The sequence below is a fragment of the Flagellimonas sp. CMM7 genome, assembly GCF_021390195.1.
Lineage (GTDB): Bacteria > Bacteroidota > Bacteroidia > Flavobacteriales > Flavobacteriaceae > Flagellimonas.
In genome coordinates, this window is record NZ_CP090003.1 from 1,766,927 (window position 1) to 1,785,157 (window position 18,231).

General features: G+C 38.0%; 20 protein-coding genes. 10 read left to right on the plus strand and 10 right to left on the minus strand.

The window, feature by feature from the left end; genetic code table 11:
• Window positions 1-94: 94 nt before the first annotated feature.
• From LV704_RS08090 to LV704_RS08100, 3 genes are all read right to left on the minus strand, one after another.
• Window positions 95-271, minus strand: coding sequence for a DUF4448 domain-containing protein (locus tag LV704_RS08090; RefSeq protein ID WP_163419781.1), 177 nt, complete (start codon window positions 269-271; stop codon window positions 95-97).
• Window positions 272-324: 53 nt separating this feature from the next.
• Complete coding sequence (locus LV704_RS08095; protein WP_163420868.1) at window positions 325-1,617, minus strand: aminopeptidase P family protein; 1,293 nt, start codon at window positions 1,615-1,617, stop codon at window positions 325-327.
• Window positions 1,618-1,711: 94 nt separating this feature from the next.
• On the minus strand, window positions 1,712-1,993 hold the full coding sequence (locus tag LV704_RS08100) for a hypothetical protein (protein ID WP_163420867.1): 282 nt from the start codon (window positions 1,991-1,993) through the stop codon (window positions 1,712-1,714).
• A gap of 177 nt (window positions 1,994-2,170) precedes the next feature.
• On the opposite strand from LV704_RS08100, the gene LV704_RS08105 reads away from it, so the two are divergent.
• The 3 genes from LV704_RS08105 (at window position 2,171) to LV704_RS08115 (ending at window position 5,936) form a co-directional block, all read left to right on the plus strand.
• Window positions 2,171-5,014 carry a glycosyl hydrolase gene (locus LV704_RS08105; protein ID WP_163420866.1) on the plus strand — a complete coding sequence of 948 codons (2,844 nt, stop codon included), beginning with the start codon at window positions 2,171-2,173 and terminating at the stop codon, window positions 5,012-5,014.
• A complete protein-coding gene (locus LV704_RS08110) occupies window positions 5,015-5,404 on the plus strand; it encodes a DUF2721 domain-containing protein (RefSeq protein ID WP_163420865.1) in 390 nt (129 codons plus the stop codon). It abuts the gene before it with no gap.
• 64 nt (window positions 5,405-5,468) lie between these two features.
• Window positions 5,469-5,936, plus strand: a complete 468-nt coding sequence (locus LV704_RS08115) for a hypothetical protein (protein WP_233782173.1) — start codon at window positions 5,469-5,471, stop codon at window positions 5,934-5,936.
• Window positions 5,937-5,942: 6 nt separating this feature from the next.
• Here the strand turns inward: LV704_RS08115 and LV704_RS08120 are convergent, their stop codons facing one another.
• The 5 genes from LV704_RS08120 to LV704_RS08140 form a co-directional block, all read right to left on the minus strand.
• Window positions 5,943-6,896 (minus strand): succinylglutamate desuccinylase/aspartoacylase family protein, encoded by a 954-nt coding sequence (locus tag LV704_RS08120; RefSeq protein WP_163420864.1) that lies wholly within the window; start codon window positions 6,894-6,896, stop codon window positions 5,943-5,945.
• A complete protein-coding gene (locus tag LV704_RS08125; RefSeq protein ID WP_233782174.1) occupies window positions 6,874-7,311 on the minus strand; it encodes an ATP-grasp domain-containing protein in 438 nt (145 codons plus the stop codon). Before LV704_RS08125 ends, LV704_RS08120 begins: the two co-directional genes overlap by 23 nt.
• 2 nt (window positions 7,312-7,313) lie before the next feature.
• Window positions 7,314-7,763: a hypothetical protein gene (locus LV704_RS08130; protein WP_233782175.1), complete on the minus strand. Its 450-nt coding sequence runs from the start codon at window positions 7,761-7,763 to the stop codon at window positions 7,314-7,316.
• Window positions 7,764-7,876: 113 nt separating this feature from the next.
• A complete protein-coding gene (locus LV704_RS08135) occupies window positions 7,877-9,418 on the minus strand; it encodes a sensor histidine kinase (RefSeq protein ID WP_163420862.1) in 1,542 nt (513 codons plus the stop codon).
• Between the two features lie 5 nt (window positions 9,419-9,423).
• Window positions 9,424-10,164, minus strand: coding sequence for a LytTR family DNA-binding domain-containing protein (locus tag LV704_RS08140; protein WP_163420861.1), 741 nt, complete (start codon window positions 10,162-10,164; stop codon window positions 9,424-9,426).
• A 250-nt stretch (window positions 10,165-10,414) separates the two neighbouring features.
• On the opposite strand from LV704_RS08140, the gene LV704_RS20005 reads away from it, so the two are divergent.
• The 6 genes from LV704_RS20005 to LV704_RS08170 all read left to right on the plus strand — a co-directional run bounded on the left by LV704_RS20005 (window position 10,415) and on the right by LV704_RS08170 (window position 16,385).
• Entirely contained in the window at window positions 10,415-11,056 is a 642-nt protein-coding gene (locus LV704_RS20005; protein WP_262887833.1) for a hypothetical protein, read from the plus strand.
• 211 nt (window positions 11,057-11,267) lie between these two features.
• Window positions 11,268-11,936 (plus strand): succinate dehydrogenase cytochrome b subunit, encoded by a 669-nt coding sequence (locus LV704_RS08150; protein ID WP_163420859.1) that lies wholly within the window; start codon window positions 11,268-11,270, stop codon window positions 11,934-11,936.
• Window positions 11,937-11,938: 2 nt separating this feature from the next.
• Window positions 11,939-13,942, plus strand: a complete 2,004-nt coding sequence (locus tag LV704_RS08155; RefSeq protein WP_163420858.1) for a fumarate reductase/succinate dehydrogenase flavoprotein subunit — start codon at window positions 11,939-11,941, stop codon at window positions 13,940-13,942.
• Window positions 13,943-13,947: 5 nt separating this feature from the next.
• A complete protein-coding gene (locus LV704_RS08160) occupies window positions 13,948-14,694 on the plus strand; it encodes a succinate dehydrogenase/fumarate reductase iron-sulfur subunit (RefSeq protein ID WP_163420857.1) in 747 nt (248 codons plus the stop codon).
• A 72-nt stretch (window positions 14,695-14,766) separates the two neighbouring features.
• Complete coding sequence (locus tag LV704_RS08165; protein WP_163420856.1) at window positions 14,767-15,243, plus strand: very short patch repair endonuclease; 477 nt, start codon at window positions 14,767-14,769, stop codon at window positions 15,241-15,243.
• On the plus strand, window positions 15,243-16,385 hold the full coding sequence (locus LV704_RS08170; RefSeq protein WP_163421843.1) for a methionine aminotransferase: 1,143 nt from the start codon (window positions 15,243-15,245) through the stop codon (window positions 16,383-16,385). The genes LV704_RS08165 and LV704_RS08170 overlap by 1 nt, the downstream gene beginning before the upstream one ends.
• A 26-nt stretch (window positions 16,386-16,411) precedes the next feature.
• Here LV704_RS08170 and LV704_RS08175 read toward each other — a convergent pair whose 3' ends face one another.
• On the minus strand, window positions 16,412-17,119 hold the full coding sequence (locus tag LV704_RS08175; protein WP_163420855.1) for a helix-turn-helix transcriptional regulator: 708 nt from the start codon (window positions 17,117-17,119) through the stop codon (window positions 16,412-16,414).
• A 143-nt stretch (window positions 17,120-17,262) separates the two neighbouring features.
• Here LV704_RS08175 and LV704_RS08180 point away from each other — a divergent pair, with 143 nt between their 5' ends.
• Entirely contained in the window at window positions 17,263-17,583 is a 321-nt protein-coding gene (locus LV704_RS08180; protein WP_163420854.1) for a hypothetical protein, read from the plus strand.
• Here the strand turns inward: LV704_RS08180 and LV704_RS08185 are convergent.
• Window positions 17,572-18,087 carry a GNAT family N-acetyltransferase gene (locus LV704_RS08185; RefSeq protein ID WP_163420853.1) on the minus strand — a complete coding sequence of 172 codons (516 nt, stop codon included), beginning with the start codon at window positions 18,085-18,087 and terminating at the stop codon, window positions 17,572-17,574. The genes LV704_RS08180 and LV704_RS08185 overlap by 12 nt on opposite strands.
• Window positions 18,088-18,231 lie beyond the last annotated feature (144 nt).

Here is an 18,231-nt window from a genome sequence, read left to right on the forward strand (position 1 = left end):
TTTACGTCTTTCAATGTCTTCCCATTATATTTTACAACAAAAAAGGGAGCTTGCATAAGTAACCCAAGAAGAGAAAAGGATTTAGAGTCACAAATCAAGAACCCCTCTTCTTTTTATTATGGTAGTAAATAGCATAAGCAATTCCAATCAGTACTACAAAAGGCAGATACGACCCAATAACAACCCCTATCTCATAGCCACTATCTGGAGCCTCTTTTATTTTTTCCTCAATATTGGGCTGTTGCGTTACTATAAAGGCTATCCATTTCATACTAAAAGTACATTTCTCACATTCATTTTATTCAGTGCAAAACGCCTCTAAGCTTATGCCTGCATCAATTCTTCAATTTCTTCAACTTCAATGGGAATGTTTTTCATCAAATTAAAAGGTTCTCCTGTTTCTTGGATGACCACATCATCTTCTAGACGGATACCCATTTTTTCCTTTGGAATGTAAATACCAGGCTCTACCGTAAAGACCATATTAGGTTTCATTGGCATTTTTAGTTCCCCATAATCGTGGGTGTCCAATCCAATATGATGGCTGGTGCCGTGCATAAAGTATTTTTTATAAGCAGGCCAATTCTTATCCTCGTTCTGTACATCAGCTTTGTCCAACAATCCAAGACCCAATAATTCTGAGGTCATAATTTTGCCAACTTCTTTATGGTATTCTGCCCAAATGGTTCCAGGGACCAGCATTTTGGTCGCTTCATTTTTTACCCTGAGCACCGCGTTATAAACCGCTTTCTGTCTATCAGTAAATTTTCCGTTTGCAGGAATGGTCCGTGTCATGTCACTAGAGTAATTGGCATATTCCGCTGCAACGTCCATCAAAATTAAATCTCCATCTTGTACCTGCAAGTTGTTCTCTATATAATGTAACACATTCGCATTATCTCCAGCGGCTATAATTGGGGTATAGGCAAATCCTTTGGAACGGTTTCGTATAAACTCGTGTAGGTATTCTGCTTCCATTTCATACTCCCACACTCCCGGCTTGGTAAATTGTAAAATCCTTCGGAATCCTTTTTCCGTAATATCACAGGCTTGTTGCATCAATGCAATTTCCTCTGGTTCTTTTACCCCTCGTATTTGTTGTAAAATGGGGTTGCTCTTTGCCCATTGATGGGCAGGAAATTCTTTTTTACATCGTTCTATAAAACGATCTTCCCTAGTTTGAGTTTCTACCGCCTGACGGTAATGCTCGTTGGTATTAAAATAAATGGTATCTGATTCCGTCATCAAATCAAAAAATACCTTGTCAAAATCAGAAAGCCAATAAATAGTTTCAATTCCTGAAATCGCTGTCGCTTTTTCCTTGGTCAATTTGGCTCCTTCCCAAACCGCAATATGTTCATTGGTCTCCCTTACAAATAAAACTTCCCTATGCTTTTTGTCCATTGCATCAGGAAACAAAACCAAAATGGTCTCTTCTTGATCTGCTCCGCTTAAATAAAAAATATCGCGGTGCTGTTCAAAAGGCATGGTGCTATCAGCACTAACAGGATAAATATCGTTGGAATTGAATACCGCAATACTCTTTGGCTTCATTTGGGCCATGAATTTTCTGCGGTTTTTTATAAAAAGCTCATTTTTAATTTGATGGTACTTCATTATGTGCCGTTGTTTTTCCAAATGTAGAAATTTGGTTGTGGGCCACAAACAAAAAAGGAGCCATAAAGGCTCCTTGAATACTTTTTTTATGTACTTATTTGGACATCGCATTCTTTATGGCACCAATAATTGCCATAATAATGCCACCGCCAACACCTCCACCAGCAACACTTCCAAGGATTCCAGAAACATCCATTCCGCCATCAGTTCCCAAACCAAGCATTCCTAGCAAATATCCTCCCAATCCCCCACCGAGGATTCCAGAAATTGAATTGCCCAATGTTCCTAAATTTAACTTGGGCAATAATTTTGCAGCTAGATTTCCGCCAGCGGCACCAGAAATTAGTTGAATAATCAACGGTAAATACTCTTCCATAATTTATAGTTTAATGGTTAATTAGCAATAAATAAACATTTTTTTAATGGATTTGACAAAAATGAAGCTTTTAAATTTTGATTTTATCAATTATTTCAGGCCATAAATTCCATTTTGACAGTTTGTGCCAGCAATTTCTTATTCATACCTTGACCAAAGAATTAAAACCCAATTTTGATGAAAAAACTTCTGTTTTTTTGCTTGATTTTACCTCTTCAGGCAATCCTTGCCCAACAATCTTCAACTTCTGTTGAAAAAGTTATGGAAGCGTTGGAACAAAAAGCTAAAATGGCCGAAACTTCATTGGTCAAAAACATCCTTTTAAAAAATATTGGGCCTTCTGTAATGAGCGGTCGTGTGGTAGATTTGGATGTTAACCCAACCAACCCCACCGAATTCTATGTGGCCTACGCATCTGGCGGATTATGGCATACCGCAACCAACGGAATTTCATTTACACCAGTTTTAGATAGTTCCGATACCCAAAACATAGGAGATATTGCTGTGGATTGGACAACGGGGACCATTTGGGTTGGAACAGGAGAAAACAATTCTTCGCGTTCTTCGTACGCGGGAATTGGAATGTTAAAATCCACGGACAATGGAAAGACCTGGCAAAATATGGGCTTGCATGATTCCCATCATATTGGCAGAATTTTAATCAACCCAAATAATGTCAACGAGGTTGTGGTAGGAGTAACTGGCCACTTGTACTCTTCCAACCAAGAAAGAGGTGTCTATAAAACTTCTGATGGTGGAAAAACCTGGAACAAAACTTTGTTTATAAATGACGCTACCGGTATTATTGATATGGCCTTTGCACCAAATAATTTCAACATACAATATGCGGCGGCCTGGCAAAAAGACCGTAAAGCTTGGAACTTTGAAGGTAATGGCGCTGCATCTGGAATTTATAAAAGTGTAGATGGAGGTAGCAACTGGTCTTTGGTTACAACTCCAGAAAGTGGGTTCCCCACAGGAGAAGGAGTTGGTAGAATTGGACTTGCTGTTTTTGACGATAATACGGTTTATGCCGTGCATGACAGTCAGTTTAGAAGAGAGAAAAAAGCAACAGAGAAGAAAGATGAGCTTATCAAAGATGATTTTAAAACTATGGACAAGGAAGCTTTCCTGGCTTTGGATGTTAAAAAACTCAATGATTATTTGAAGACCAATGGCTTTCAAGAAAAGTACAGAGCAGAGAACGTAAAACAAATGGTGCGTAGTGGTGCAGTAAAACCAGTTGATCTTGCCAAGTATTTAGAAAATGCCAATTCCCTTTTATTTGACACCCCAGTTGTAGGTGCCGAAGTATACAGAAGTGATGACGCTGGAGCCACTTGGAAAAAGATGAATGAAAATTTTATAAATGATCTGTTCTATAGTTATGGTTATTATTTTGCTCAAATAAGAGTTGACCCAAGCAACAAGAATCGTATTTATTTGGCAGGGGTTCCCTTGATTAAATCTGAGGATGGTGGAAATACATACACCTCCATTGGAAAGGAAAATGTGCATGCGGATCATCACGCTCTTTGGGTCAATCCAAAAATGCCAGGTCATCTTATAAACGGGAATGATGGTGGCTTAAATATTTCGTATAATGATGGTCAACATTGGATGAAAAACAACTCACCTACCGTGGCTCAGTTCTATGCCATAAATGTGGATAATGAAAAACCTTATAATGTATATGGCGGTCTACAGGATAATGGTGTTTGGAAAGGCGCACATAATAACAAACAGGATAGCCATTGGCACCAAACCGGAGAAAACCCATGGAAGATGATCATGGGCGGTGATGGTATGCAGGTACAGATTGATAATAGAAATGCCAATATCGTGTATACTGGTTTTCAATTTGGAAACTATTATCGTTTGGATTTGGAAAATAACAAACGAAAATACATTCAGCCCAAACATGAGTTGGGCGAATCTCCATATCGATTCAATTGGCAAACACCAATCTTATTGTCCCCGCACAATCAAGACATTCTTTATTTGGGAGGAAACAAGTTACATCGTTCTTTAAACCAAGGTGATGATTGGGAGGCCATTTCTGAAGACTTAACACAAGGAGGTAAAAAAGGTAATGTTGCATACGGTACCATAGCAACTATTTCAGAATCCACATTCAAATTTGGTTTGATCTATACAGGTAGTGACGACGGTTTGGTTCAAGTTTCCAAAAACGGTGGTGGAAGTTGGGAAAATATCTCTTCCTCTTTCCCTAAAAATTTATGGGTGAGTGAAGTTGCTGCATCCAAACATAAAAAGGAACGGGTATATGCTACCTTGAACGGATATCGTTGGGATGATTTTGCCCCGTATGTATTTGTAAGCGACAATTATGGGAAAAGCTGGAAAAACATTTCTGGTAATATTCCAGCTTCTCCAGTAAATGCTTTAGTAGAGGATTCAGAAAACGAAGACCTTTTATTTGTAGGAACGGATAATGGTCTTTATGTAAGCTTCAATCGTGGAGATACATGGGAGTTGTTCCAAAACGGCATGCCAAATGTGGCAGTGCATGATCTGGTAATTCAGCCAGAAGCAAAGCATTTGCTTATTGGCACGCACGGACGCAGTATTTACAAAGCAGATATTGCGGCATTACAGCAAATAAACCACGAAGTACTCTCCAAAGATTTGGTGGTTTTTGGTGTTGAAGACATAAAACATTCGAAAAGCTGGGGTAACTCATGGAGTTCTTGGATAACGCCAGATACCCCCGGATTGGATGTGAACTTTTATTGTGCGGCACCAGGTACATGCACTGCCAAAGTACTTACAGCTAACGGTACGGAAGTAAGTTCAACAGAGATGGATGTAAGCAAAGGTTTAAACGTCCTTTCCTATGATCTGGCATTTTCCAAGAAAGGAAAAAGTAATTTTCTAAAGAAGAACAAAATGAAGCTTACCGAGGCCAAAAATGGAAAGACCTACCTTCCAAAAGGAAGCTACGTGGTAGAAATCTCTGTAAATGGTAAGGTTGAAAAAATTGAATTTAAAATAGAGTAAATGCAATTGTCACTCAGCATTCCAGCGCTTTTGTTTCCGGCCATTTCATTGACCATGTTGGCTTACAACGCGCGCTATTTGGCCATTGCCGCACTAATTCGGCAATTACACAAACAATATGCAGACGATGCGACCCAGCCGGTGAAAAAACAAATAGAGCAATTGCGCAAAAGACTGAGCATTATTAAAAACATGCAAGCCACTGCCATAATTAGTTTTCTGCTGGCTGTAATTACAATGTTTCTCATATATGTGGAGCAGAATATCTGGGCCAATATCATCTTTGGCGCCAGTCTTATCGAATTGATCATCTCTTTACTTTTATCACTTATAGAAGTACAATTGTCCACCAAGGCATTGGGCATTCAGTTAAAGAATATGGAGAATTAATATTAAAAAATAAGTATTATAGTACAAAAACTCAGGAACTTTACTGTAGTTCGAAAGCTTTTCCTTGCAAGAAAAAATCAAGATTATTAATATCTTTACCGTTGCTATGAAGCGTGTGACGGATTTAGACTTTTTTAAAAACATAAGGGAGATAAGGGAATTTGAATTTGGAATTTTCTATTACTTCGAAGGATTGGTCATTTCTGAAATGAAAGAAGGGGTCACTATGAATTGGAATATGGCCCAAAAAGCTGTTGCTGCCGCCCATGAAATTTTTGGAGAGGACAAACCCCTTGCTTACATCTCTAATCGTATTAACAAGTATTACGTAGTGCCTTCGGATTGGGCAAAGTTCTATAAGCATCGACATCAACTTAGTTTTTATTCTGTTGTGGGGGACACAAAAGGTAGTTTTGCAAGCCTTGTGCTTGAGCGTATGTTCTTTCAAAATTCCATTAAGCAGTTTTCAGATTTGGAAGAAGCCGTTGAGTGGAGCCTTGCAAAAATTGAGAAGCAAAAGCAATTGGTTTAGCGGATTTTATTTCCCTATATGAAATAGGGCATCTCCTTGATTTACTACAGCCTGATTATTTATACAAAACACAAATCCATCAAAAGGGGCTTTTATTTTTTTGCTTTTTTTGGCATAGGTATCTGTAATAGCTCCCAATATTTGTCCTTTTAAAATAGGACTGCCGTTTTTTACCTTAGGAATAAACATTCCTGCTCTAGATGCACGGATCCATCTAGTTGAATCAAACTGAATTGAAGCTTTCTTTGGTGCTTTTCCTGAAAGCATTTCCAACCCGATCAAAATATTTTTTACACCTCGAATTCCAATTTCTATGGATTGTTCATCAAAACGCATACTCTCCCCTGCTTCATAAACAATAATTGGTTTCCCCATCTTAAAAGCAGCTTTTCTAAAAGAACCTCCTATCAATCTAGAAGAAAAATGAAAAGGAGCATTAAACAATAACGCCAAGTCTTTGCTCTGCTGATCTTCCAATGTATACCTAATTTGAGGGAAATTATGACGTAGTCCTCCTCCAGTATGCAAATCAATACCGAAGTCTATTTGGGGTAGAATTTCATTGGTATAGTGATACGCAATCCTACTTGCCAGTGATCCTGTCCTACTTCCTGGAAAGCTTCTATTTACATCTTTGCCATCTGGCACATCTCTGGAAAAATGGATAAATCCAAATACATTTAAGATGGGAACAACGATAACTGCTCCTTTTTTTATTTTAAACTGATTGTCCTGAAGTAACCTGCGCAGTGTTTCCACTCCGTTTATTTCATCGCCATGGAGTCCTGCCTGTACCAAAATTGTAGGGCCAGCTTTTTTCCCATTGAACACATGTACAGGAATATCAATTAAGGTGCCCGTTGGTAGGCGAGCAATATTAATCTGAACCAATTTGTTTTGGCCTGGCAAAATTGCATCACCATTTATAACTATCGTTTTATTTTCTACTTCTGTGGGCATTTTTTTCAACAAATTGAATTATATGTTTAGCTACATTAATTCCAGTAGCAGCCTCAACCCCCTTTAGACCGGGAGAAGCATTTACTTCAATTAAAACTGGTCCTCTTTTGGAACGCATTAAGTCTACACCTGCTACACCTAAACCCAAATACTTAGTGGCATTTAAAGCAATAAACTGTTCTTTTGCCGTTGGCTTTATGGCCACTGTATCTGCTCCGCGATGTACGTTGGATCTAAAATCATCCAAATCGCTTGTGCGCTTCATGCTGGCAACCACTTTGTTTCCAACGACGATTATTCGAATATCCTCCCCATTGGCTTCTTCTATGTATTGCTGAAGCAAAATACTGGTGTCCATTTTATAAAAGGTATCTATTATGGATTTTGCCGATTTCTTGCTTTCGGCCAAAATCACCCCTAAGCCTTGGGTACCTTCCTGTAGCTTGATAATAACAGGAGCCCCCCCAACAGTTTTATTTGTTCTTCAATATTATCAGGGTTTATGGAAAACACTGTATCTGGAATGGGAATCCCCTTTCTTGCCATAATCTGAAGTGTGCGTACTTTGTTCCTTGCCCGAGTTATCCCCAAAGAACGGGCCGTACTAAAAACATTGTTCATTTCAAACTGCTTCACTATAGCAGCTCCATGTCTGGTTACCTTAGCTCCTATTCTAGGAATAATGGCATCAAACTCATTCGTTACATTTTCATCTCCCAAATAAATCTGAGGTTTTCCATCGCCTAACTTAACAGAGCATTTTGTATGGTCAATTAATTCTACATAATGACCGGCCGCTTGGGCTTCTTCTGCTATTCTGCTTGTTGAATGTACATTAAGACTTACGGATAAGATGGCAATGTCCACAGGATTGGTTTAGCAATTTTTAAACTAGCCTTCAATATCGGTAAAAATTGTAATATGCCTTACAGGTAATTACTTTAAAATCAGCAAAAAGAACTTATTCAAACTCGCAAGTACTATGTTGCAACTGTTTCTGGAAGTTGAATTAACACCAAAGTTCCTGTGGGCTTCTTTGTGCTAGTACTAATCAAATCTTGAATGGTGTATTGATATGTCTTTCCAAATTTTTTAGAAAATAAATCTAGCCTGTCCCTTACCAAAGTAAGCCCTAGAGATTCTTTTTTAAATGGGTTCTCTGCATTTCGTTCTCGGGTCACCTTTCTGCCAACACCATTATCCTCTATTTTGATTTTTACGGTTTCATGAGCTTTATCCCTTTCAATCTTAAGGCTCAATAGTTTCTTTCCCTGTTTGGTGGAAAGGCCATGCCAAATAGCATTTTCCACAAATGGTTGTAGAAAAAGGGCTGGAACCAAAACCTTTTCTGTGGCTATGGATTCGTCTATGACTATTGTAAATTCAATATCATTTTTAAATCGGTCACTTTCAATCTCAACATACATCTTGAGAATATCCAACTCTTCTGCCAGTGAAATCTGTTCCTTTCTAGAGCTTTCCAGAATACTTCTGATCAATTTTGAAAACTTGGTCAAGTAAAAAATAGCCTTGTCCCGATTGTTTTCAATAAAATATGACTTGATTGAATTGAGTGCATTGAAAATAAAATGAGGGCTCATTTGACTTCGTATGGCATCCAACCTAAGCTGAGAGAACTTGTTTTCAAATTTCATGGTCAACTTTTCTGTTCGTTCCCGTTGCGCTTCTGCGGTAATATCTTCCATCTCAAAACGGGTCTGGGTCAATTCATCAGAAAGCGTCCTATTGATACTTTCTTTTATTGCGTGGTTTTCCTCCAGTTGTTTTATATATTTTTCCTGTACTACCGCCTTTTCTTTGTAAACAACTTTTTGTTCCAACCCAATGGCCAACGCAAAAAGCAGACTCTCTATTAAAATGCCAATGTAGAAAACATACAAGGTCTGGTTATTTGCGCTTAGGTTTTGAAAGGAATAAAAGAAAATGATAAAATACGTAATTGCCAAAACAAGCATGCCCGTCAAGATGTACCATTTAATGGCAACTTTTTGTTTAAAAACCATATAAAGCACCCAAAAAAACACCAAATAACCGACAGGTATAAAAACAAATGCATGAAAATAATCTATCAAAAATGAGCCTCTATCTATTGCAAAGACAATCCATAAGCTCAAGTAGATTATGGATAAAGTCAAAAAGTAATAGTTGATGATTTTTACAGCTTTCGGGTATCCCTTTTTAATTTGCATAATCTCCAAAATGAAGTAGGTAAAAAGCATGGTCCCAAAAAGCTGAGATGGGTAGTGAGACCAAACAACAAAGTTTTTGCCTGTAGCAGAATCAAAATAACTTGAAAAAAAAACGCCATCAATATATTTAAGAAGACCCACTCCATTAATTAGTGCGTACAAACTGTAGAGCAGGTAAAACCGTTTTTTATGTTGAAAAAACTGAATTAGGAAAAAAACAAAAAGATAGAACAGCACTGTAACCACCAAAAAGCCGAAGCCATTTTGATTACTATTCTCCAAAAGGTTAAGAAAGCCTGTTGTCTCCTTCATGTTTATTAGAGCGACATTTTATTCAGAAAGGCTTCTTTCTTAAGACGGGATACTGGTATTTTTTTCTTGTTTGAGAGCACTACATAATTTTCTGTCCTAAGGAATTCTGTGACTTTCAATGTATGTATTATATATGAGTTATGTACCCTGAAAAAGGTTGAATTTGTCAGCATATCTTCCAACTCCTTGAGTTTTTTAGAAACATAAAGACTTTCTGATGATTCAAGATGTATTTTTGAATAATTGCCGTCAGACTCACAGTATATAATATCATTTGCGCGTATAAATAAAATTTTACCATTAACAGGAATCTGCAACATTTGGGGAGCACTTGCCTTGGAAAGTGCATCAATTGTTTCCTGAAAATGAACTTGAAAGTTATCGGCCTCATTTGTCTTCTTCAATTTTTCAACTACCGCTTTGATCTCATCACCATCAATAGGTTTTAGCAAATAATCCAACGCGCTTTCCTTTATGGCCTGAATAGCATATTGATTGTATGCTGTGGTAATAACAACTGCAAAATTGCGATAATCCAATTTCTGGAGTAAGGCAAACCCATTCATCTCTGGCATTTCAATATCCAAAAAAACACAATCAGGTTTCAGGTAATTAATTCCTGAAAGGGCTTCTTTGGCAGAAGTAAATGTTTCTACAACGGTTAAGGTATCTGAAAATTTACGCAACTCCCAAGTAAGGCTATTAATAGCAGCAATTTCATCATCCACTACGATTGCTCTCATCATATCATAGATTTTGATTCAAAATACATGCTGTCACACTCATTTGATTTGGTATTGTTATCAATGACCAAAATTGATGTACAAATGGTTGCTTATGCGTATAAGCTGCAGAATGGGGTTTTAAATCGTTATATGCTCCGGTTATACAATAAAAGTACGCACAAATAAATTGGTTGACACATACTATCATACTCATCTAAGTTTCTGTTTCCAAACCATTTTAAATTCGATGACTTAACAATAAATGTTTATTATGAAAACAAGAAAAATCAGAATTCTAATCCATGTGGCAGTACTTGGATTGTTAATAGCATCATGCTCGGCAGAAGACGGAGCAACAGGTCCCATTGGACCGGCAGGTCCACAAGGTGAACAAGGAACAGCAGGAGCGGATGGTGCTGACGGCGCTGATGGCGCTGATGGCGCTGACGGAGAGCAAGGTGACCAAGGAGACACAGGCACTGCCAATGTAATCTATTCCGATTGGATTGATTCTGAGTTTGATGCCAATATAACCGACCCGGCGGCTGGTATTGACCTTGATGCTCCTGGCCTCACCCAAGAAATCATTGACCAAGGAACGGTTTTGGTTTATGGAAGAAATATAGTGCTTCCCTCAAATGAAATTTTTCCTTTGCCACAGATTATAAGTAATGATAATCATGGCTTTAGGGTCAATAGTCCTGAAAATATCCGACTTACCATTTCATCCTTGAATGGAGCTGCAGTAGGATCTCGGGTTATTGAAGATTATCGCTATATCCTTATTCCCGGTGGGCAACCAGCTGGCGGCACCACAATTGTTATTGGAAGCAAAGCCTCAAAACAGGAGATACCCGATTATTCTAAAATGTCTTACCAAGAAATCATGGAATTTTTTGGCATTGAAGAGTAAATTGCTTGTTTTCCCCCTCTGTAACTTTAAACAAAAGGCCCACTTTTTGGGCTTTTTGTTTATGTATATACCTTATTTTGCCAATAAATGTGTCTGCTCATTCCACAAAATCCATTTATCCTTATATTCATTCTAAATAGAACCTTTTAAAATATTCAAAGCTTGTTAAAAACTTACTTGTGCCGTAAATTTGTAAGTAAAACCAGCACTAATGAGTGGATTGATAAAATCTTCGATTGCCCGTAAAGTAGTGATGGCACTTTCGGGCCTTTTTCTAGTATTTTTTCTTACACAACACTTTGTCATCAACATTACCTCGGTCATAGACCCAGAAATCTTTAACTCTTGGTCCCACTTTATGGGGTATAACCCACTAGTACAATTTGTTCTGCAACCGATTTTAATTGCCGGTGTAATTATTCATTTTGTTATGGGTTTTGTTCTAGAAATTCAGAACAAAAAAGCAAGAGGCATCAACTATGTAAAGTACAAAGGAAGCGCTAATGCTCCTTGGGTATCTAGAAACATGATTTATTCCGGACTGGTCGTATTGGCTTTCTTATTCCTTCACTTTTATGACTTCTGGGTACATGAAATGACATATAAATATGTGGAATTCTTACCTCAGGACCCTTCTCGTTATCATGCCGAAACTGTAGAAAAGTTTGCGCCTTTTTGGAGAACCATTATTTACATAGTATCATTTTTTTTATTGACGTTACACCTATGGCACGGCTTTTCATCTTCTTTTCAGACCATGGGGGTCAATAATAAATACACTCCAGCGATAAAGGCATTCGCTAAAATATTTTCAGTGGTAATTCCTTTGGGCTTTGCATTCATTGCCCTTTATCACCACCTTAACCCAATAACACATTAATTATGGGCATATTGGATTCTAAAGAGCCACAAGGGCCATTGGCCGATAAGTGGACCAAACATAAAAATGAAATTGACCTTGTTAACCCTGCAAACAAACGTAATATTGATATTATCATTGTTGGAACAGGTCTGGCAGGAGGTTCTGCGGCAGCCACTTTAGCCGAATTGGGTTATAATGTAAAAACCTTTTGCTATCAAGATTCCCCAAGAAGAGCACATTCCATTGCTGCACAAGGAGGCGTTAATGCAGCTAAAAATTATCAAGGTGATGGCGACAGTGTCTATCGTTTGTTTTATGATACCGTAAAAGGAGGGGATTACCGTTCCCGTGAATCCAATGTGTATCGTTTGGCTGAAGTTTCTACCAATATTATTGATCAATGCGTTGCTCAAGGTGTTCCTTTTGCGCGGGAATATGGTGGTCTGCTGGACAACCGTTCTTTTGGTGGGGTTTTGGTTTCTAGAACTTTCTACGCTAAGGGCCAAACCGGGCAACAATTACTTTTAGGTGCCTATGGCGCTATGAACAGACAAATTCAAAGGGGTAAAATAAAATCCTATACACGTCATGAGATGTTGGATTTGGTTCTTGTGGATGGGAAAGCAAGAGGAATCATTGCAAGAAACTTGGTCACAGGAGAAATTGAAAGACATTCGGCACATGCTGTGGTTTTGGCCACCGGGGGTTACGGAAATCTATTTTTCCTATCCACCTATGCAATGGGGGCCAATGTAATGGCAGCTTGGCGAGCACACCGAAGAGGTGCTTTCTTTGCCAATCCATGTTTTACTCAAATTCACCCAACATGTATCCCAGTTTCAGGAGATCATCAATCCAAATTAACATTGATGTCAGAATCCTTGCGAAATGATGGTCGTATTTGGGTTCCAAAACGAAAAGAGGACGCTATAGCAATTAGGGAAGGTAAATTAAAACCTGTTCAATTAAGCGAAGAAGAAAGGGATTATTATCTGGAAAGACGTTATCCTGCTTTTGGAAACCTAGTGCCGCGAGATGTTGCCTCCAGAGCAGCAAAAGAAAGGTGTGATGCTGGTTTTGGAGTAAACAAAACTGGTGAAGCCGTATTCTTGGATTTCGCTTCGGCAATTATGCGTTATGGAAAAGAGAAAGCATTGACTTCTGGTATGAAAGATCCTGACGACAATACTATTAGAGAACTCGGGGAGAAAATCGTTGAAGCCAAGTATGGTAACCTTTTTCAGATGTACGAAAAAATAGTGGATGCAAACCCATACAAAACTCCTATGATGATTTATCCGGCGGTACATTATACCATGGGTGGTCTTTGGGTAGATTATAACCTTCAAACCACAATTCCTGGCTGCTATGCTGCCGGTGAAGCTAATTTTAGTGACCATGGAGCCAACCGTTTGGGTGCTTCTGCACTAATGCAGGGCTTGGCGGATGGTTATTTTGTATTGCCATATACCATTGGGGATTATTTATCCGATGATATTAGAACAGGTGCTATTCCTACAGATTCGCCAGAGTTTGATGCCGCAGAAAAAGATGTACGCGATCGAATGGAGAAGCTAATGTCTGGGACAGGAATCCATTCCGTAGATTATTATCACAAGAAATTGGGTAAAATCATGTGGAACAAATGTGGAATGTCCCGTAATGAAAAAGAATTGAAAGAGGCTATAAAGGAGATTGCTGAGTTACGAAAAGACTTCTGGGAAAATGTAAAAATTCCGGGGAGGCCAGATAGCAAAAACCAGGAGCTTGAAAAAGCAGGAAGGGTTGCTGACTTCTTAGAGTTAGGAGAACTTTTTGCAAAAGATGCTTTAGAACGCAAGGAATCTTGCGGCGGACACTTTAGAGAAGAATACCAAACTCCAGAAGGAGAAGCATTGCGGGATGATGAAAACTTCAAATTTGTCTCTGCTTGGGAATACATGGGAGAACCAAGTACGGCAAAACTGCACAAGGAAGATTTGGTCTATGAAAACATCAAACTAAAAACACGTTCTTACAAATAAAAGCTATGAAATTATACTTAAAGATTTGGAGACAAAAAGATGCTTCTGCTAAGGGTCAAATGGTGGATTATACCTTGGACGGTGTGGAAAGTGATATGTCCTTTTTGGAAATGTTGGACATTTTAAATGAAGAATTGATTTCCAAAGGAGAAGAACCTATTGAATTTGACCATGATTGCCGTGAAGGTATTTGCGGTACGTGTTCATTACAAATAAACGGCAGACCTCATGGGCCAGATACCATGATTACCGTATGCCAATTGCACATGCGTAGCTTTAATGACGGTGATGAAATTGTAATTGAACCATGGAGGGCAAAAGCGTTTCCTGTTATTAAAGATTTAATTGTTGATCGCAGTGCTTTTGATAGGATTCAACAATCAGGCGGTTACATTTCTGTGAATACCTCTGGAAGACCTGTGGATGCCAACGCAATCCCCATTGAAAAACATATAGCGGATACAGCAATGGATGCAGCTACATGCATTGGTTGCGGAGCTTGTGTTGCCGCTTGTAAAAATGCAAGTGCCATGTTGTTTACCTCAGCCAAAGTCTCTCAATTTGCCCTACTGCCGCAAGGTCAAGTAGAAGCTGCAGAGCGTGTTCAAAACATGGTTCGCCAAATGGATTTGGAAGGTTTTGGAAACTGCACCAATACAGGAGCTTGCGAAATTGAATGTCCCAAAGGGATTTCTTTAGAGAACATTGCACGTATGAATCGTGAGTATCTTTCTGCAAGTGTAAAGGGATAAACCACTTCCTAAATAAAAACTAAAGGCCCAAATTCCTGATATAGGAGTTTGGGTTTTTTGTTATCTTCAAACATGCCTAAAAAATACTCAGAAGAACGCATCAAAGTTCCTCGATTTAATGAGGAATCTGGATTTTACACTACTCCACAGCGTTCAAAAATCATGAGTAAGATCAGGGGCAAAAACACCAAACCAGAACTTGCTTTCAGAAAAGCTTTATGGGCAGCTGGATACCGTTACCGTATTGATTATAAAAAATTGATCGGGAAACCAGATATCGTTTTAAATAAATACAAGACGATCATTTTTATAGATGGGGAATTCTGGCATGGCCATAATTGGAAGCAGCGAAAAGAAAAAATAAAGACCAATCGCGAATTCTGGATCCCAAAAATTGAACGTAATATTCAACGAGATAAAGAAGTGAATGCAGCTTTGGAAAATCTTGGTTTTACCATTTTTCGTTTTTGGGAAACTGATGTAAAAAAGAACCTAGATGCCTGCTTACAAAAAGTATTGATTTCACTAGAGAAATACCATATAAAATGATCAAAATTGATTCCAAATTACCCAATGTGGGCACAAACATATTTACCGCTACTGGTAAATTGGCAAACGAAAACAATGCCGTAAATCTGTCTCAGGGGTATCCAAATTTTGGTGCGGATCCAAAACTTCTGCAATTGGTTGATGATGCTTTAAAAGGCGGTTACAACCAATACGCACCTATGCAGGGTTCAGTTTCTTTACGTACCATAATTTCAGGGAAAATTGAAAATTTATACAAAAAAACATATCACCCAGAATCTGAAATAACCGTTACGTCTGGAGCAACGCAAGCTATTTTTACAGCCATCTCTGCCTTTGTAAGACCTGGTGACGAGGTCATTGTTCTAAAACCGGCTTATGATTGTTATGAACCAGCAATTGAAGTTTTCGGTGGTAAAACGGTTCCTGTTCAGTTGGAAGGTTTAGATTATACCATAAACTGGGATACGTTTAAGGCTGCCATTTGCTCTAAAACTAAAATGGTCATCATAAATACTCCCCATAATCCTGCTGGAACCATTTGGTCTAAAAATGATATGCTTCAGCTCCAGAAAATCCTTAAGGACACCAATATTATTTTACTGAGTGACGAGGTGTATGAGCATATTGTTTTTGATGGCAAGGAACATGAGAGCGTTGCCAAATATCCCGAACTAGCGTCACGGAGCATTATTTGTTCTTCTTTTGGAAAAACATTTCATGTAACCGGTTGGAAAATTGGCTACTGCGTTGCTCCTAAGACTTTGATGACCGAGTTTCAAAAGGTGCATCAATTTAATGTGTTCTGCGTAAACCATCCCACTCAAGAAGCATTGGCAAAATATTTAGAAACTCCGGAGCATTATCTTAACCTTGGACCATTCTATCAGGAAAAGCGAGATTATTTTTTAAACGCTATCAGCAGTTCACGTTTTAAAATGATTCCCTCATCTGGAACCCACTTTCAAATATTGGACTATTCTGATATTACCACTGAAGGGGACACTGAATTTGCGGAAAGGTTGATCAAAGACTATAAATTGGCGAGCATTCCCGTTTCAGTGTTTAATTTGAATAATCTTGATAATAAGCAACTTCGTTTTTGTTTTGCAAAGACCAAGGATGTTCTGGATGAAGCAGCAGAAATTCTAAACCGAATTTAAGGAGTTTTCCAATTCGTGATTAAGTGTTAAAGTTGCTTTTTAATTACTTTATAGACTTGTAAAACATCTTTAAAAGGCAATTCAAAATCTTGGTACTCTGGAGATTTGTTCAGGTTTTGACAATAAATGGTGTTCTTTTTCTTGTTGAAACCTGTAATCCATTTACAAATAATTCTATCCCTACAAACCAATACATAAGATTTATTAAATACCATACCATCCTCTTTGGCAAGCAAGTCTGCATTGAGTCTTAAACCTAAAACAATTGCTTTGTTGGGGATTGCAGCAATACTATTGTCATTCATTGAATCTCCTGCAATTTCAAAAGCCCTATGTGCTTCTTCATGCAAAAAGTCTACAATAAACCCAGTTTGAAATGTATTTTTACCCGAATCGTCAACAGCAAGGTCTTTAATATATTCCTTTTGTTTCTCCATTAGCACCAATGGTGCCATAATCAGGTATTTTCCATACTCCAAAGGGTAAAAAACACTTCCGTGTTTTGTAAAAGGTTGCCTTTTCACATAGGTCCCTTCTAAATCATTTACCTCATGCAAATACAATTCTGCAATGCTCTTTCCAAAGTACTCCGAAATTTTGGTGAGGTTTTTAATTGGAATATTAGCATCCTTTCTTTCATAAAGCTGTATTGTGCGCAGGCTAACACCAATCTCTCTGGCCAAATCTGATTGGCTGATGTTTTTTTTGCGCCTTAATTGTTTTATGATGTACATATTATTGCTATATTGTGTAATATTATTGCGTATATCGTGTTTTATGCAATAAAAAACCTCATTTCTGTAATTCAATTACAATCAAATATAGAAAATTGAATTCGACCACGATTCATTAATCAATAAGTACATATACAATTGTTATGGGTTCAATCAAACATTTTGACCTTGTTATCAATAGCGATGACATTTTTTTAAATGAAGATTATGGGAAACCAATCAGCGAAAGACTCTCTATAGTTCTGCGGAGGAATGTCTCAAAAAACGATTTTGCCAATATTGCCATAAGAAGTAACATTAGTTTTTCCACTATTAGAGATGTAGTGTATAGAACTAACAGCTTAACCAAGGCCAATGCCAAGGCAATTTCGCTATTGATTCATGCCGCTTTTGAAAATGCCATTGCTTTTAAGTTACAGGCCGAAGGTGACATTCTATTTCTGAACAGTCTTCTAAAAGTCTAGTCTAAGGAGCCAATCTGTTTGCTTATCTTTTCCTATGTAGTAGGGATGTGTATCAAATTTTTTAAAGCCATGTTTTTGATAAAATCTAATGGCAGCGGTATTTTTTTCCCACACTCCAAGCCATAGATAATCCTTGCCTTCTTTTTGGGTAAGCTCCAAAACTTGCTGTAATACCCATGCTCCAATTTTTTTTCCTTGATGCGCCCCTACTACATAAATGCGTTCCAATTCAAAAGAGTGCTTATCCTTTATATCTGTTTGTGCTTCGTTCTTATTTAACTTAAAATATCCTACCAATTCATCTTTCTCAAACACAAAGTAAAATCTAGAGTTTTCATTTTCCAGTTCTGATAGCAACTTCTCATTGTTGAAGGCAAAATCCATATACCTCTTAAAATCTTCTGGGTCGTTAGCCTGTTCAAAAGCAGCTGCAAAAGTCTCTCTGGAAATATCAACCAATTCTTCTAAATCCAAATTTGTACACCTACGAAAAGTCAAGTTCATCCATGTTCGTTTCTAACTTAAAAATACGGCAAAAAAAAGAGCCAACATATTAGTTGACTCTCAAGTTTTTTGTGATTTGATTGTTCTTAAAGCATGAAAAGCTTTTTGATCAATAGCATAAATCCTGTAAAGAAATCGTTTCGG

Excerpts from the sequence above, each read along its gene's own strand:
- LV704_RS08090 (WP_163419781.1), bottom strand. The coding sequence starts at position 271 with ATGAAATGGATAGCCTTTATAGTAACGCAACAGCCCAATATTGAGGAA.
- LV704_RS08095 (WP_163420868.1), bottom strand. The coding sequence starts at position 1,617 with ATGAAGTACCATCAAATTAAAAATGAGCTTTTTATAAAAAACCGCAGA.
- LV704_RS08100 (WP_163420867.1), bottom strand. The coding sequence starts at position 1,993 with ATGGAAGAGTATTTACCGTTGATTATTCAACTAATTTCTGGTGCCGCT.
- LV704_RS08105 (WP_163420866.1), top strand. The coding sequence starts at position 2,171 with ATGAAAAAACTTCTGTTTTTTTGCTTGATTTTACCTCTTCAGGCAATC.
- LV704_RS08110 (WP_163420865.1), top strand. The coding sequence starts at position 5,015 with ATGCAATTGTCACTCAGCATTCCAGCGCTTTTGTTTCCGGCCATTTCA.
- LV704_RS08120 (WP_163420864.1), bottom strand. The coding sequence starts at position 6,896 with ATGCCCACAGAAGTAGAAAATAAAACGATAGTTATAAATGGTGATGCA.
- LV704_RS08135 (WP_163420862.1), bottom strand. The coding sequence starts at position 9,418 with ATGAAGGAGACAACAGGCTTTCTTAACCTTTTGGAGAATAGTAATCAA.
- LV704_RS08140 (WP_163420861.1), bottom strand. The coding sequence starts at position 10,164 with ATGATGAGAGCAATCGTAGTGGATGATGAAATTGCTGCTATTAATAGC.
- LV704_RS20005 (WP_262887833.1), top strand. The coding sequence starts at position 10,415 with ATGAAAACAAGAAAAATCAGAATTCTAATCCATGTGGCAGTACTTGGA.
- LV704_RS08150 (WP_163420859.1), top strand. The coding sequence starts at position 11,268 with ATGAGTGGATTGATAAAATCTTCGATTGCCCGTAAAGTAGTGATGGCA.
- LV704_RS08155 (WP_163420858.1), top strand. The coding sequence starts at position 11,939 with ATGGGCATATTGGATTCTAAAGAGCCACAAGGGCCATTGGCCGATAAG.
- LV704_RS08160 (WP_163420857.1), top strand. The coding sequence starts at position 13,948 with ATGAAATTATACTTAAAGATTTGGAGACAAAAAGATGCTTCTGCTAAG.
- LV704_RS08165 (WP_163420856.1), top strand. The coding sequence starts at position 14,767 with ATGCCTAAAAAATACTCAGAAGAACGCATCAAAGTTCCTCGATTTAAT.
- LV704_RS08175 (WP_163420855.1), bottom strand. The coding sequence starts at position 17,119 with ATGTACATCATAAAACAATTAAGGCGCAAAAAAAACATCAGCCAATCA.
- LV704_RS08180 (WP_163420854.1), top strand. The coding sequence starts at position 17,263 with ATGGGTTCAATCAAACATTTTGACCTTGTTATCAATAGCGATGACATT.
- LV704_RS08185 (WP_163420853.1), bottom strand. The coding sequence starts at position 18,087 with ATGAACTTGACTTTTCGTAGGTGTACAAATTTGGATTTAGAAGAATTG.